This is a genomic window from Variovorax sp. GW821-FHT09B05, from assembly GCF_059418265.1.
The window spans coordinates 74,488-89,872 of the sequence record NZ_JBWKPN010000005.1; the positions used below are offsets into that span (position 1 = coordinate 74,488).

General features: G+C 70.8%; 13 protein-coding genes. 2 read left to right on the top strand and 11 right to left on the bottom strand.

Annotated elements, in window-relative coordinates; genetic code table 11:
- Positions 1–2 precede the first annotated feature (2 nt).
- From AC07RM_RS14680 to AC07RM_RS14715, 8 genes are all read right to left on the bottom strand, one after another.
- A complete protein-coding gene (locus AC07RM_RS14680) occupies positions 3–2,411 on the bottom strand; it encodes a TonB-dependent siderophore receptor (RefSeq protein WP_495335026.1) in 2,409 nt (802 codons plus the stop codon).
- A 114-nt stretch (positions 2,412–2,525) separates the two neighbouring features.
- Positions 2,526–3,572: a FecR family protein gene (locus tag AC07RM_RS14685; RefSeq protein WP_495335027.1), complete on the bottom strand. Its 1,047-nt coding sequence runs from the start codon at positions 3,570–3,572 to the stop codon at positions 2,526–2,528.
- Positions 3,573–3,660: 88 nt separating this feature from the next.
- Entirely contained in the window at positions 3,661–4,164 is a 504-nt protein-coding gene (locus AC07RM_RS14690) for an RNA polymerase sigma factor (protein WP_495323456.1), read from the bottom strand.
- A 140-nt stretch (positions 4,165–4,304) separates the two neighbouring features.
- Positions 4,305–5,132 carry an amidohydrolase family protein gene (locus AC07RM_RS14695; RefSeq protein ID WP_495335028.1) on the bottom strand — a complete coding sequence of 276 codons (828 nt, stop codon included), beginning with the start codon at positions 5,130–5,132 and terminating at the stop codon, positions 4,305–4,307.
- 28 nt (positions 5,133–5,160) lie between these two features.
- Positions 5,161–6,162, bottom strand: coding sequence for a hydroxyacid dehydrogenase (locus AC07RM_RS14700; RefSeq protein WP_495335029.1), 1,002 nt, complete (start codon positions 6,160–6,162; stop codon positions 5,161–5,163).
- 31 nt (positions 6,163–6,193) lie between these two features.
- On the bottom strand, positions 6,194–7,234 hold the full coding sequence (locus AC07RM_RS14705; RefSeq protein ID WP_495335030.1) for a LacI family DNA-binding transcriptional regulator: 1,041 nt from the start codon (positions 7,232–7,234) through the stop codon (positions 6,194–6,196).
- A 49-nt stretch (positions 7,235–7,283) separates the two neighbouring features.
- Positions 7,284–9,074 (bottom strand): TRAP transporter large permease, encoded by a 1,791-nt coding sequence (locus tag AC07RM_RS14710; protein ID WP_495335237.1) that lies wholly within the window; start codon positions 9,072–9,074, stop codon positions 7,284–7,286.
- Between the two features lie 160 nt (positions 9,075–9,234).
- Positions 9,235–10,275 (bottom strand): TRAP transporter substrate-binding protein, encoded by a 1,041-nt coding sequence (locus AC07RM_RS14715; protein WP_208508576.1) that lies wholly within the window; start codon positions 10,273–10,275, stop codon positions 9,235–9,237.
- A gap of 463 nt (positions 10,276–10,738) precedes the next feature.
- Here AC07RM_RS14715 and AC07RM_RS14720 point away from each other — a divergent pair, with 463 nt between their 5' ends.
- Entirely contained in the window at positions 10,739–11,272 is a 534-nt protein-coding gene (locus tag AC07RM_RS14720; protein WP_495335031.1) for an HD domain-containing protein, read from the top strand.
- On the opposite strand, the gene AC07RM_RS14725 is transcribed toward AC07RM_RS14720, so the two are convergent.
- Positions 11,232–12,140, bottom strand: a complete 909-nt coding sequence (locus AC07RM_RS14725; RefSeq protein ID WP_495335032.1) for a helix-turn-helix domain-containing protein — start codon at positions 12,138–12,140, stop codon at positions 11,232–11,234. The two genes, AC07RM_RS14720 and AC07RM_RS14725, sit on opposite strands and share 41 nt — an antisense overlap.
- Positions 12,141–12,265: 125 nt before the next feature.
- On the opposite strand from AC07RM_RS14725, the gene AC07RM_RS14730 reads away from it, so the two are divergent.
- A complete protein-coding gene (locus tag AC07RM_RS14730; protein WP_495335033.1) occupies positions 12,266–13,084 on the top strand; it encodes an alpha/beta fold hydrolase in 819 nt (272 codons plus the stop codon).
- Here the strand turns inward: AC07RM_RS14730 and AC07RM_RS14735 are convergent.
- Both AC07RM_RS14735 and AC07RM_RS14740 read right to left on the bottom strand, forming a co-directional pair.
- The gene (locus AC07RM_RS14735; protein ID WP_495335034.1) at positions 13,072–14,667 is read right to left on the bottom strand and encodes an MFS transporter; all 1,596 of its coding nucleotides are present in this window, start codon (positions 14,665–14,667) and stop codon (positions 13,072–13,074) included. The genes AC07RM_RS14730 and AC07RM_RS14735 overlap by 13 nt on opposite strands.
- A 91-nt stretch (positions 14,668–14,758) precedes the next feature.
- Positions 14,759–15,385 carry a PqiC family protein gene (locus AC07RM_RS14740; protein ID WP_495335238.1) on the bottom strand — a complete coding sequence of 209 codons (627 nt, stop codon included), beginning with the start codon at positions 15,383–15,385 and terminating at the stop codon, positions 14,759–14,761.

Here is a 15,385-nt window from a genome sequence, read left to right on the forward strand (position 1 = left end):
GCCTACCAGCGGTAGGTGGCCGTGGCCGTCGCGGTGCGCGGATAGCCGTAGTAGCAGTTGCCGTAGCCGCAGTTGGCGATGTAGGTCTTGTTGGTGAGGTTGCGCAGGTTCAGCGCCAGGGTCCAGCGATCGATGTCGTAGCCGAGCATGGCGTCGAGCACCGTGGACGCGGGCACCTTGCTCGGCCGCGCGGCCTCGCCGTCGCCGTAGTTCGTCCCGGTGTAGCGGGCACCGAGCCCGAGCTTCAAGCCATTGGCGAAGCGGTAGTCGGCCCACACGGAGAACCGGTGGCGCGGCACGGCCGTGGCCTGCTTGCCGATCTCGCTCGGGTTGCTGCTGGCCGTGACGATGGCCCGCGGCGTGTAGCTGTAGGAGGCCGTGAGGTTCATGCGCGGCGCGATCTCGGCCGTGGCCTCGAGCTCCAGGCCGCGCACCGAGATCTCGCCGGTCTGCCTGGGCATGGCATCGCCGTCGAAGCTGATGTAGTTCTTGCGCCGCAGGTCGAAGACGGCCGCGCTGTACATCGCCTTGCCGCCCGTGGGCTGGTAGCGCACGCCGGCCTCGAACTGCTTGCCGCTCTCGGGCTTGAACGGGTCGCCCGAGACCGGGTCGATGGTGGCGGTCGGCGCGAACGACTCCGAGTAGCTCAGGTACGGCGCCCAGCCGCTCGGATGCAGGTAGACCAGGCCGGCGCGGCTGGTGAACTTGTGGTCGCGGATGCGCTGGGTCGAGCCGTCGAGGCGGCTGAAGACCGTGCTTTCGGCATCGTCGTAGCGCCCGCCCAGGGTCAGCGACCAGCGCTCGCCCCACTTGATCTGGTCCTGCAGGTAGAGGCCGGTCTGCGTCAGCCGGGTGATGCCGTCGAAATACGGCGCGGGCAATTCGATCGGCCCGCCGTACACCGGCGCGTAGATGTTCAGCGGCGACGCGCTGCCGCCGCTGAAGGTGACCTGGTCGATCCGGGTGCGCTGGTAATCGAGCCCGACCAGCACCTTGTGCTGCGCCTCGCCCAGGCGGAAGTCGGCCTGCGCCTGGTTGTCGAGCGCCACGGCGGCGATGTTCTCGCGGCTGCCGAACACGCTGCGCGCCATCTGCTGGAAGTTGACCGGATCGTTCGGCACATCGGGGTTCAGCGCGGTGAAGCCCCGCAGCTGCGTGCCCGTGTAATCGAGCTTCTGGTGCGCATAGCGCGCGTTCTGCCGCACCGTCCAGGTGTCGTCGATGCGGTGCTCGAACTGGTAGCCGACCATTTCCTGGTCCTGGTCGAAGCGGTCGAAGCCGGGCTCGCCGACGAACAATTTCGATGGGATGTAGCTGCCGATCGCGGTCGCATCGAGCGAGCCGACCTGCGGCCGCGCGCGCGTGTAGACACCGCTGCGCGTGCGGGTGAACTGGGACAGCAGCGTGAGCGTGGTGTCGCTCGACGGCTTCCAGGTCAGCGACGGTGCGATGTAGCTGCGGTCGTCGGCCTCCTTGGCGGCCGGCAGTTGCGCATCGCGCAGCAGTCCGGTGATGCGATAGAGCAGCCTGCCCTCGGCATCCAGCGCACCCGAGAAATCGCCCGCCACCTGCTTGCGGGCGTGGTCGCCCAGCTGCAATTGCAGCTCGTGCACCGGCTCCGCCGTCGGGCGCTTGCTGACCACGTTCACCACCCCGCCCGGCCCGCTCATGCCATAGAGCACCGACGAGGGCCCGCGCAGCAGCTCGATGCGCTCGGCGCCGTAGTTCTCGGTGCGCCACACGCCCCAGGTGCTGTTGTTGCGCAGCGGCAGGCCGTCGAGATAGAAGCCCGGCGAATAGGCATCGAAGCCGCGCAGCGAGATCCAGTCGTAGCGCGAGTCGGCGCCATAGGTGGTGGTCGACACGCCGGGCGTGTAGCCCAGCGCGTCCTTGAGGTTGGTGGCGCCCATGGCCTCGATGCGGTCGGCCGTGATCACCGAGATCGACTGCGGCGTCTCGATGATCGGCGTGTCGGTCTTGGTGCCGGTGGCGCTGCGCCGGGCCACGTAGCCCTGCACCCGGCTGGTGGCGCTCTGCTCGCCCTCGGCCTGCACGGTGACCGCCGGCAGCGACGCGTTGGAAGCACCCGGCACCAGCGTGCGGATGACCACGGCGTTGCCCTCCACGCTGGCCGACAGGCCGCTGCCGGCCAGCAGCTGGTCGAGCGCCTGGCGCGGCGCGAGCCGGCCCGCGACCGCCGGCGCGGTCTTGCCCGCCACCAGGCTCTGCTGCACCACGAGCTGCACGCCGGTCTGGCGCGCCCAGTCGTTGAGCGCCTGGGCCAGCGGCTGGGCCGCGATGCGGATCGGCACCGGGTCGGCCGGCAGTGCCTGGGCCGATGCGGTCAGGTGGGCCAGCGCGAGCGCCAGGGCCAGGGCCAGCGGTGCCGGCTTCGATGTCAAGCGGTTCATCTACGTTTCCAGACTTTGAATACAAATGGTTCTCATCTGGGTTGACGCACGAACCGTGGGAAATACCGTAGTCCCACTGAAAATTTTTCGGCGCCGGGTCGCGGCGCCTCTTTCTCAGTGCGCGGCGACCAGCTCGGTGACCGCGCCGGCCTGCTTCAGCCGCACCGGCAAGGCGCTCGGCAGCGCGCGGCGCAGGGTGCGCGCATCGCGCGGATCGAAGGTGCCGGTCAGCCGCAGCGCCGCCACGGCCGGATCGTTCACCACCAGGCCGGTGCTGCCGTAGCGCTCGAGCTCGGCCAGCGCGCGCGCCAGCGGCGTGTCGACGAAGCTCAGCCGGTGCTCGCGCCAGGGCGCGATGCCCTCGCCCGGCACCGCCGCCACCGGGCCCGGCAGGCCCTGGGCATCGCTCTCGAGCTGCTGGCCGGCGACCAGGAAGACCGCCTCGCGCAGGCTCGCGGCCGAGGGCTCGGCCCAGGCACCGTCCTGCGCGCGGTCGCGCCGCGCCACCCGCACCCGGCCCTCGTCCACCGACACCCGCGTGCCGTCCGCGCCGTCGATCCCCGGCGTGTGGCGCACGGCGAAACGGGTGCCGACCACGCGCACCTCGAGCGGCCCGGCCAGCACCGAGAACGGCCGTTCGGCATCGGACTGCACCGCGAACACCGCCTGCCCCTCGAGCAGCCGCACCTCGCGCCGGTCGCGGAACAGCTGCACCTCGATGCGGGTCGCGGTGTCGAGCCGCAGGCGCGTGCCGTCGGGCAGCGGCAGGTCGAGCTGCTGGCCACGCCGGGTGGCGAAGGCCTGCACGAACACCGGCTGCGCCTGCAGCTCGCGCCAGCCCAGGTAGCCGGCGCCGACGGCCATGCCGGTGGCGGCCAGCGCCAGCGCCGGTTTCATGAAGCCGCGCCGCGTGGGCGCGGCAGCGCGGCCCGCGAAGCCTTCGCGCCAGCCGGCCACGGTAGCGGCCGGGATCGCGTCCACGGCCCGCCAGCGCGATTCCCAGGCACGCCAGGCCTCGGCGCGATGCGGATGGGCCACCAGCCAGCCCTGGAACTCGCGCTCCTCGCTGGCGCTCCAGCCCTCGCGCTGGCGGCGCACGAACCAGTCGAGCACCTCCTCTCGCAGGCGCGATGCGTCTTCCGGTGATGGCGTCGAATTCATGTGGCGAGGGCGTCCCTGGAGATGGAGACGCACGAACGGGCGCCAACCCTGTAGGACGCGGTCTCTCTTCGGTTCATCGTGGATCCCTTCATTTCCCGCCACGCTCCAGGCAGTCCCAGCAGGCCGCCATCGCGATGCGCAGCTGCATCTCGACCGTGCGCACCGAGATGCCCATGCGCTCGGCGACCTCGGCATACGAGAGCCCGTCGAACTTGTAGAGCACGAAGGCCTCGCGGCAGCGCGGCGGCAAGCCGTCGATGGCGGCGATCATCGCGGCCAGGCCCTGGCTCGAGGCCAGCGCCGCGTCGGGCTCGAAGCTCGCGGGGCCCATGCAGTCGTCGGGCTCGCCCAGGCCGTCCTCGGTCTCGGCGTCCGCCAGCCCGGCGCGCACGCTGCTGCGCCGGTGATGGTCGGTGACGAGGTTGCGCGCGACCCGGTAGAGCAGCGCGCGCGGATCGCGCACCACGCTGCCCGCGCGCTGCGCCTCGTAGACGCGCGCATAGCTCTCCTGCGCGAGGTCGGCCGCGGTGGCGCGGTCCGGCACCTTGCGGGACAGGAAGTTCAGCAGTTCGCGGTAATAGCGTTCGAACACGGGCGCGCCGGCACCGGCAAGGGTGGGTCGAAGTCCAGGAGGCAGGTTGGCTTCGACGCGGCGTGGCTGACCTGAGGCGGTTCAAGAAGACGGGAGCGCCGATTATGGCGGGCTTCGGATCCGCCCTCCCCGGGCCCGCGTCAGGCCTTGAACCCGTACAGCGCGGCCGGGTTGTCGACCAGGATGCGCCGGCGCGTGTCCTCGCTCGCGGCCCAAGAGAACAACAGGTCGTACAGCGGCGCGCTCTCGGGGCGCGGATCGCGTCCCGGGTGCGGCCAGTTGCTGGCCCACAGGCAGCGCTCGGGAAAGGTCTCGGCCAGCGTGCGCGCGAGCAGGCTCACGTCGTCGTAGCCGGGCGCGCCGCTCCTCGAGGTCTCGTAGGGCGCCGAGAGCTTGATCCAGACGCGGCCCGCATCGATCACGCGCAGCAGCGACTGGAACGAGGGATGGCTGGGCGCCACCGGCTCAAGGAACTTGCCGTTGTGGTCGAGCACCAGCCGGCACGGCAGCTTCCGGAGCACCTCCTCGTGCTCGGGCATGGTCCGGCCGTCGAGCTGCAGGTTGATCATCCAGTCGGCATCGGCCATGCGCGCGGCCATGCCCGGCAGCGACTCCCAGCCCAGCACGCCGCCGATCATCATGTAGCGCACGCCGCGCATGCCGCCCGCATGCAGGCGCGCGATCTCGGCGTCGGGCGCGTCGGGCGCCAAGAGGGCGATGCCGCGCGCCGCCTCGCCGAACTGCGCCAGCGCATCGAGGGTGCAGCGGTTGTCGAAGCCGTAGCCCGTGGGCTGCACCACCACCGCGCGCTCGATGCCCAGCGGCTGCTGCACCTGCTCGCGGTAGGCCGACACCGGCGAGTGCGGCGGCACCCAGGCGACGTTCGGGATCAGCGGGAAGCGGTCTTCGTAGATGTGGACATGGCAGTCGCAGGCGCCGGCATAGCGCGCGTTCCGGGTCGGTTCCATGGAGGCTCTCGGTGGATGGGGAATGGGATCAGGCCGGCACGCCGAAGGCCTGGCGCCAGCGATGGGCCTCGGTGGCATTCACCGCGCCCTTCGGCACCCGGCCCTGGAAGATCTCGGCCAGCTGCGACACGGCTTCCATCGCCTGGTGCTCGACCGCGGGCGGCGTGAGGCCGCCGATGTGGGGCGTGGCGATCGCGCGCGGATGGCGCGCCACCGCGGGCGACGGCATCTGGTCGGGCGCGCGGCCCACGTCGAGCGCGCAGCCCGCGATCGTGCCGGCATCGAGCGCGGCGACCAGCGCGTCCTCGTCGACCAGGTTGCCGCGCGCGGCATTGATGAAGAAGGCACCCGGCTGCATGGCCGCGAAGGCGGCGGCGTTCATGAGGTTCTCGGTGTCTTCGGTCGCCGCCGCGAGGCAGACCACGAAGTCGGACTGCGCGAGCAGCTCGCCGAAGCCGGCCTGCGCGATGCCGGGCTGCGCCACCACCGCGAAGGGATCGTGCACCACCACGCGCATGCCGAGCGCCTGCGCCACGGTGCAGAGGTAGCGTGAGATTTGCCCATAGCCGATCACGCCGAGCGTGGCGCCGCGCAGCTCGCGGCCCATGGCGGGCGGCACCGGCAGGCCCGCGTGGTAGAGCGCGGTCGAGGCGCTGATGCCGCGCGCGAGGTCGATCATCGCGCCCACGATCCATTCGGACACCGAGGCGATGAAGCCCGCGCTGGCCTGCGTCACCAGTACGCCGTGGCGGCTCGCGGCCGCCAGGTCGATGTTGCGGATGTCGATGGCGCAGCGCACGAAGGCCTGCAGCTTGGGCAGCGCGGCGAACAGCGCCTCGTCGCCCACGGTCTGGCGGTAGGAGACGATGGCGTCGCAGTCGCGCGCCAGTTCGGCGATCTCGTGCGACGAGAGATCGCGGTCCTCGGGGTTGAAGCGCACCTGCGCGAAAGCGCGCAGCGCGGTGCTCGCGCGTTCGCCGAAGTAGTGGGCGAGCTTGCTCTGGGGATGGCTGACGAAAACCGTGGTCATGGACAAGGCTGGAAGAAAGGAAAAGGCGGCCTCAGGCGCGCGGCGGCGCCACCGAGTCGCGCGCCACCAGCGTGGGCGCGAACAGGAACTCGTCCGCGGGCAGCGCGCCGTCGGCCAGGCGGCTCATCACGCGCTCGACCATCACCTGCGCCATCTCGGGCACCGGCACGCGCACCGAGGTCATCGCGGGGTACATCAGGGTCGAGAGGAACACGTTGTCGATGCCGACCACCGAGACGTCGTCGGGCACCGCGAGCCCGGCATCGCGAAAGCCCGCCATCAGGCCGTAGGCCAGCAGGTCGTTGACGCCGACCACGCCGGTGGGCCGCTCGGGCAGCTGCGCGAGCTGGCTGGCCTGGGTGCGGCCCAGCTCGCTCATCATCGAGTCGCCGTACTCGTCGACCGGCAGGCCCTCGACCACGCGCGCGCTGCCCTCGAGGCCGGCTGCGCGCGCGGCCGCGAGAAAGCCCTGGATCTTCTCGTTGCGGCTCATGGTGCGGCCCGAGGGCGTGACGAAGGCCAGCCGCCGGTGGCCCCGTTCGATCAGGTGCGCGGTGGCGATGCGCGAGGACTCGAAGCTGTCGACCGTGACGTGGTCGATCACCGAGGCCTCGCCGGGCGTGGCGCGCCGGTCGTAGCTCACCACCACCAGGCCGCGCTCGGCCGCGGCCTCGACGTGCTGCTCGTCGATCAGCGACGAGATGATGATCACGCCGCGCACGCCGTGCGCCATCAGGTCCTCGAAGAAGCGCGCCTCGCGTTCCTTCTCGCGGTAGGTGTTGCCGATCATGATGCGGAAGCCGTAGCGCTCCTGCGCCAGCGTCTCGACCTCGCGCGCGATGAAGCCGTACATCGGATTGGCCATCGACGGCACCAGCAGGCCGATCAGCGGCGTGTGGCCGGTCTTGAGCTGCCGCGCCGAGGTGTTGGGCCGGTACTTGAGATCGCGGATCGCGTCCTGCACCCGCTCCAGCGTGGCGGCCGCCATGCGGTCCACGCGGCCGTTCAACACGTTCGACACGGTGCTGGTCGAAACGCCCGCCCGCTGGGCGACATCGCTGATTCTGCTCACGGTTTTCGGGGTCCTTTCGGGTTCATCGCGGTCCTGCATTCGTGCGTCGTCACAGCCCCATGCGCGTGGGCAGCCAGACCGAGAAGGCCGGCACCAGCACCAGCAGCACCAGGGTGACGAACAGCACCGCGAGGTATTTCATCATCGGCCGCGCCACGTCCTTCACCTGGGTGCCGGTGATGGCGCAGGTGGCGAACAGCCCCAGCCCCACCGGCGGCGCGAACAGGCCGAAGCCCATGGCGATGACCATCACGGTGCCGAAGTGCAGCGGATTGACGCCCAGCTGCGCCGCGATCGGTGTCAGCAACGGCCCGAAGATGATGAGCGCGGGCGCGCCCTCGAGGATGGCGCCGAACACGATCATGATCAGCACCGAGAGCATCACGAACATGGTGCTGCCCCATGCGTGCGCGAACTCGATCATGAACGACGACAGGTACTGCGGGATCTGCTGGATTGTCAGCGCAAACGAGAGGCTGGACGCGGCCGCCACGATGAACAGGATGCTGCCCGCCATCGAGGCCGAGCGCACGAACAGGCGCGCCACCGACGACCAGGTGAGCTCGCGGAAGGCCAGCCAGCCCACCACCAGCGCATAGACCACGGCGAAGGACGAGACCTCGGTCGAGGTCGCGACGCCCGAGGTCACGCCCTTGCCGATCATCGCCACCATCACCAGCGCGACCAGCGCGCCGCCGAGCAGGCGGAACATGGGCGTGCGCACGTCGAAGGCCTGGTCGGGGTCGATGCGCGCGCCGACGTAGATGGTGACCGCGGCCAGCGAGAGCGCGAGCACCACGGCGGGCACGAGGCCGGCCATGAACAGCCCGGCGATCGAGATGTTGGCGACGAAGCCCATGATGATCATGTTGATGCACGGTGGGATGGTCTCGGCCATCACCGCGGTGCAGGCCAGCAGGCCGGCGGTTTCGTTCGGGTCCTGCTTCGTCTTGCGCACGGCCGGCATGATGATGCCGCCGACCGCGGCGATGTCGGCCAGCTTGGAGCCCGAGACACCCGAGAAGAAGGCGGTGGCCGTGATGGTGATGAGGCCCAGGCCGCCGCGCAGGCGGCCGAACATGCGCAGCAGCAGCTCGATCAGCCGCGAGGACATGCCGTTGGATTCCATCAGCAGGCCGGCCAGCACGAAGAAGGGAATGGCGAGCAGCACGTAGTGGTCGGTGCCGGCCATGACCTGCTGCGAATAGACCAGCATCGGCAGCGAGGGATCGGCCATGAAGAACACCAGCGACGAGAGCGCGAGCACGAAGGCGATCGGCACGCCGAGCATCAGGCCGCCGAGGAAGCCGGCGGTCAGCAGCATCCAGGGCGCGATGGCGTGGCCGGGCACGAAGGTGTTCCAGCCCACGGCGGCGGCGGTGAGCACGATGCCGACGGCCAGGGAGCTCCACACGCGCCGTGCCGGTCCGTTGACGGCGTTGGCGAGGCCGAACAAGGTCATGAACAGGCTGCCGATGACCACCGGGTAGACGTAGATCCACTGCGGCAGGCCGATCGGGGTGGTCATGTTGTAGGCGTCGAGCAGCAGCTCCCACGACGAGGCGAGCAGGCTGGCCGAGACGCCGACCACGATCCAGTTGCCGAACTGGATCAGCGCGGGCTGCCAGCGCGCGGGCAGCAGGCCGCGGAACAGGTCGACGCCCACGTGCTGGCTGCGCGCGAGCACGGTGGCGGCGCCGAAGAAGACCTGGATCACCATCAGCGCGCGCGCGACCTCCTCGGCCCAGTCGAAGGGATCGTGCAGGAAGTAGCGGAACACGACCGAGACGAAGACGACGAGAACATCGATCGCGAGCACGACACCGGCCACGTTCTCCATGGCGCGCGTGAGCCAGGCGAGGCCGCGGCCCGCGGGGTGGGCGGTGCTGAAGCCCAGGGCGCGCGGATCGTGGCCGTGGCCCGTGCCCGGCAGCGATGCCAGGGGCGGCAGGACGGCGGGCGTGACCGGGGCCATCGGGGGCAGGACGCTGGACATGCGGTCAGGCGCGGGCGGCGTTGATAGCGGCGAACAGCGGCCCGGTCTCGGGATACTGCTTGGCGAAGGCCGACCAGAGCTTGGCCTCCATCTCCTTGCGCACCTGGTCGCGTTCGTTCCTGGCCATGGGCGTGAAGCTCAGGCCCAGCTTCTTCAGTTCCTCGATGGCACTCTGCCCTTTCTCGGCGCCGATCTGGCGCTGCTGCGCGGTCGATTCGGCCGCGGCCTTGAGGAAGGCCGGGCGCAGGTCGGCCGGAATGCGGTCCATGGCGCGGCGCCCGGCGATGCAGACCATGGGACTGAACAGGTGCTCGGTCATCCAGCAGTGCTTGACGACCTCGTTGAGCTTGCTCGCGAGCACGGTGGCGGCATCGTGCTCGAAGCCGTCGACGACGCCGGTCTGCGCGGCCATGTAGAGCTCGCCGAAGGAGATGGGCGTGGGGATGGCGCCCATGATCTTGAAGGTCTCGATGAAGGCGGGCGTGGGCAGCACGCGCAGCTTGACGTTCTTCACCTCGGCCAGCGACTTGACGGGCTGCTTGGTGTAGACGTTGCGCGCGCCGTAGTGCTGGCCCCAGGTGATGACCTGGCAGCCGGTGCTCTTGACGAGCATGTCGTTGAGCTTGGCGCCGACGCCGCCGTCGAGCGCCTTGGCGACGTGCTCGTAGCTGTCGAACAGGTAGCCGAGGTCGAGCATGCCGAACTGCGGCGTGACGGTGGCCCAGATCGAGGAGCCGGTGAGCATCATGTCGATGGAGCCGACCTTGACCTGCTGCACGACGTCGCTTTCCTTGCCGAGCTGGTTGTTGGGAAAGTAGTCGATGCGGATGCGTTCTCCGACGGCCTTCTTGAGGTTGACCTGCATGAGCTGGTTCCACGCGAAGTGCGAGGAGTTGAGGTCGGCCACGTGCGAGGACGACAGGCGCAGCGCGACGGTCTTGTCCTGCGCGGCGACGAAGGGCGTGAATCCCGTGCCGGCGGCCGCCATCGCGAGCGGCAGGGCCGACGATGACTGGACGAAGCGGCGGCGTGAAATCGAGGTCATGGCTTGTCTCCTGTGGGTCGGAACGCCCGTTTGGTGCCGTTTGGTGGAACGATTTACTGTATCGATACACCAATGGGGTTGCAATGTCGTTTCGGTAGGTGTTTTCCTTCGTAAACAGCGGTTTTTGGGGGCGCCGGGGCGCGTGCACAGGACAGCGGGTACTTCCCTCCGCGAATGTCCCCCGGCCTTCGGGCTCCTCCTTTATTTCGCTGCGGGAAGCACCCGCTGCCCTGTGCACGAGGGCGCTGCGGTGGTGCCAGCGGTTCAACGACCGCCGCGTCCAGGCTCACGTCGATGGGGTACTCCCCGCAGCGAAATCAAGGAGGAGCCGAAGGCGGGGGACATTCGCGGAGGGGAGTACCCCATCGGCGTGAGCCCGCCCCTGTCGCATCTCCACGTCCCGCACGACAACGCGCCCTCCACGCCATTGCCACAGAACACACGACCCGCTAGGGTTGTCCGCATGACCCCAGAGACCTCCCCAGACGCCGCACGAAGCTACGCCATCGAAATGCACGGCGACCAGAAATACGGCGTGCACCCCTACGTCCATCACCTCGACGCAGTGGTCGCGCTGCTGCGGCCCTATGGGGAACAGGCGCAGGTCGTGGGCTACCTGCACGACGTGGTCGAGGACACAGAGGCCACCGTGGCCGACGTCGCCGAACGCTTCGGCACCCTGGTGGCGGGTTGCGTGGCACTGCTGAGCGACGCGCCTGGTGCCAACCGCAAGGAGCGCAAGGCGCGGACTTATGCGGCCATGTCGCATGTGAAGGGCGAACAGGAACTCGCGCTGACTGTGAAGGCGGCCGACCGGCTGGCCAACGTGCGCGCCTGCGTGGCCGATAGCCATCGCGACCTGTGGGAGACCTACCGCGGCGAGCACGCCACCTTCAAGGCCGCCGCCTACCGGGCCGGCCAGTGCGATCCGCTCTGGGCCGAACTCGACACCCTGCTCAGCGACGCCGCAGCGCCTGCGCGTAGGCCGACGGCGTGAGGCCCAGCTCGCGCCGGAACGCGCGCGAGAAACCCGAGGCGCTCGCGAACTGCAGGCGCCACGCGATCGCCTCGATGCTCTCCTGGCCCGCCGCCAGCAACGACTTCGCGAGCTCGAGCCGCAGGCTGCCCAGGTATTGATGCGGCGTGCGGCCCGTCGAGGCCTTGAACGCGCGCACGAAATGGAAACGGCTCAGGCAGGCTTCGCGCGCCATGTCCTCGAGCGACAGCGCGCGTTCCACATGGGCCTGCAGATAGGCCTGAACGCGCGCCAGCCGCGCGGGTGACAGGCCTCGGCCCGCCGTGGCGGGACGGGCCGCCGGCGCGCCCGTGTGCCGCTGCCCGATGCGCGCCAGCAGCGCATGGCCCAGCGTGTCGAGCAGCAGTTCGCCGCCGCTGCTCTCCTGCCGCAGCTCCTGCGCCATCGCCAGCCCGATCTGCGCCACCAGCGGATCGGCCAGCCCGCCCGCATAGGGCCAGTCGGCCAGCGCCGTGCGTGCCGCGAAGTCCGGATCGAGTCCGCCGTCCACGTAGAAGTGCAGCAGCTCCACGCCCTCCCCCTGCAGCCGCAGATGGTCGACCGGCACCCCGCCCGGGCAGATGCAGAAGCGGCCCGGCTGCGCCTCGAAGCGCTGCTCGGCCTCGCCGTCCGCGCGCCGCGACACCCGGCCATGGCCCGCGATGCCGATCGCCACCTCGGTCACCGGCTGCACGAAGCCGGGCGCGTCGACCGCCGCGTGCCGACGGATCTCGGCGCCGAAGCCGCGCCAGGGCCGCGCGAACGAATCGGCGAGCGCGAGGCTGCCGGCCGCCGCGTACTTGGCGCCGTAGCTGGACGATGCGGTAGGAAGAGCGGTCGCGTGGTTCACTGAGCAATCCCGGACAAGAACAGAGCAAGCGCGGAATCCTACGAACGGCGGGCCGCCGGTACAACCTCGCAGACCCCGACGCGGCGTCGCGGCCCTACCCCATCGATCACCTCGGAGACATCCCCATGCCCTTCCTGTCCCTGCCCTTCCACCGCCTGCGCTACGAAGACACCGGCGGCCACAAGCCCGCGCTGGTGTTCTGCCACAGCTTCGGCATGCGCGCCGAGATGTTCGCGCCGCAGCTGCGCCACTTCGCCGCCACCCACCGCTGCATCGTCTGGGACCAGCGAGCCCATGGCGAGAGCGCGGCCGAGCATCCCTTCGGCTTCTGGGACTCGGCGCGCGACCTGATCGCGCTGCTCGACCACCTGGGCATCGACCGCGCCGCTGTTGCCGGCACCAGCCAGGGCGGCTTCGTCGCGCTGCGTGCCGCGCTGCTCGCGCCTTCGCGCATCGCCAGCGTGGCGGTGTTCGGCTCCTCGGTCGATGCCGAATCCGAGGCCACGCGCGAGGCCTATCGCGCCCTGGTCGCCGAGGTGCAGGCCTCGTCCTTCGAGGCGCCGCCGCTGCAGGCGATCGGGGCCATGGCCCATGTCTGCTTCGGCCCGGACTTCGACGCCGGTGCCTGGAAGCGCTCCTGGCAGTCGTGGAACCCGGTGCAATGGCAACTGGCCTTCGACGCGCTGGCGGGCCGCGATGCCATCGCGCCACTGGTGGGCGCGCTGCGCATGCCGGTGCTGGTGATGCACGGCACGCGCGACAACGCCTACCCGATCGAGGTCGGCCGCCGCATCGCCGCGGCCATCGCGCAGGCACGCTGCGTCGAGGTCGAGGGCGGGCAGCACTTCCTGAGCATCACCGATCCCGAAGTCGTGAACCGCACGCTGGCCGCCTTCCTCTCCGAACACGCGCAGCGCGTGCCCGAGCGGCTTCAGTCGGCCTGAACGGCGCCCTTGCCGCCGATCATGCGCCACGCGCTGGCCGCGCTGAGCAGCGCCAGCCCGGCGCTCAGCAGCATCACCCAGCGGAAGCCCGCCACGAAGGCTTCGGCCACCGCGCGCCGCAGGGCCTCGGCGGTGGCCGCATCCACGCCCGGCGGCATGGCGGCGCCGGCGAGCTTGGCGCGTTCGCCTTCGAAGAAGGCCGTCACCTGCGCCGAGGCGCCCGCGGCCTGCAGGTGCTCGGCCAGCGCGGCGTCGAAGGCCCAGGCCATGATCGCGCCGAAGACCGCGATGGCCAGCACCGCGGCCGCGCGCGAGACCGCGTTGTTCACGCCCGAGGCCACGCCCGCGAGCTCGGGGCCGACCGCGTTCATCACGGTGGTGGTGAGCGGCGCCACGGTCACCGTCATGCCCAGGCCCAGCACCACCACGGCCGGCAGGAAGCCGCTCCAGTAGCTCGCGCCCACGCCGGGCAGCGCGAACAGCGCGAAGCCCACGGCCGCGATCGCGGGCCCGATCACCAGCGGCAGCCGCGGCCCGAAGCGGTCGACCAGCTGGCCGGCCCAGCCCGAGAGCGCGAACATGATGAGGATGAAGGGCAGCAGCGCCGCGCCGGCCGCCGTGGCCGACCAGCCCTGCACCTGGATCAGGTTGAGCGGGAAGAAATAGAGCCCGCCGCCGAGCGCCGCATAGAGCAGCAGGGTCAGCAGGTTGGCGCCGCTGAAGTTGCCGATGCGCAGCAGCGAGAGCGGCAGCATCGGCGCGCGCACGCGCCGCTCGATGGCGACGAAGCCCGCGCTGCCCGCGATGCCGATCGCCAGCGCCGCGACCACGGCCGCCGAGGTCCAACCCTGCGTGGGCGCCTCGATGAACGCATAGACGATGCCGCCGAGCCCGGCCGTGGCCAGCAGCGCGCCCCAGGGATCGAGGCCGCCGCCGGCCGAGGCGCCGCGGCTCTCGGGCACGTGGCGCCAGCAGATCCACAGCACCAGCAGCGCCATCGGCACGTTGACCAGGAAGGCCCAGGTCCACGAGAAATGATCGACCAGGAAGCCGCCGAGCACCGGCCCCACCGCCGCCGTGATGCCACTGAAGCCCGACCAGGTGCCGATGGCCTTGCCGCGCTCCTTCTCGGGAAAGGCCGCGCTGATCAGCGCCAGGCTGCCCGGCACCAGCAGCGCGCCGCCGATGCCCTGCACCGCGCGCGCGGCGATCAGCTGCTGCACGCTGGCCGCGAGCGCGCAGGCCACCGACGAGAGCGCGAAGATCGCGACGCCGATCGCGAACACGCGGCGCCGTCCGAAGTGGTCGCCGAGCGCGCCGCCCACCAGCAGCAGCGCGGCCAGCAGCAAGGCATAGGACTCGACCACCCACTGCGCCTGGAAGGCGGTGGCGCGCAGGTCGGCCTGGATCGCGGGCAGCGCGACGTTGACGACGGTGCCGTCGATGAAGGCCATGCTCGAGCCGACGATGGCCGCGGCCAGCACCCAGGGCCTGGAGGCCTCGGGGCAGCCGGTGTCGTCGACGGGGCCGGTGCCGTGCCGGATCAGCGTGTCGTCGCAGGGCGTCTTGCCGATCTGTGTCATCGCTGGTCTCCGCTTCTTCTTGGTCTCACCCAGTCCAGAGCTTCATCCCGCCGCACCGCCCTGCCCCGCAGCGATTGCGGGGCCGCCGCCCTCAGAGGGCGCAGGCGGTCGCCGACGGATTCGCGCGCGCTGCGGCCAGGCTGCGCGCCATCGCCGCGGCCACGGCCGCGGTCACGCGCTGGGCGCCCTGCGCCACCGCGTCCATGCCGGTGCCCACCGGTTCGCCGGCCTCGAAGCTGCATACCAGCGTGCGCGGCTCGTCGGCGCGGCGCAGGGTCCAGCTGAAGGCCGCTTCGACACGGCCGCCGTCGACCGCGTCGAACTGCTTGAGCTGCGCCGCGATGCGCCACACCGGCTGCACGTTGGGGCGGCCGCCCTTGCTGACGTCGAGCGCACCCAGGCGCGTGGCGATGCCGCTGGCCAGCGCGTCGCGCAGCTCGTTCTCGAACGACGAGGCCCAGCGGTGCTGCTCGAGCACCTCGACCTGCACGCTGCCGCCGGGCTTGCGCACTACCATCTGCGGCCGCGCCAGCCGCTCGGGCACGGCCACGGGCGCGAGCTCGATGGCCAGCGGCACGGTGCCGCTGGCGGCGGGCGCGGCGATCTGGTCCGCGGGCACGCTGCTCGCGAGGGTGTAGTAGCTGTCGGGCTTGCTCGCGCAGCCCGCGGCGAGCGCGGCCAGCACGGCGATGCCGGCGAGAAGGGTTCGGCTGTGCAT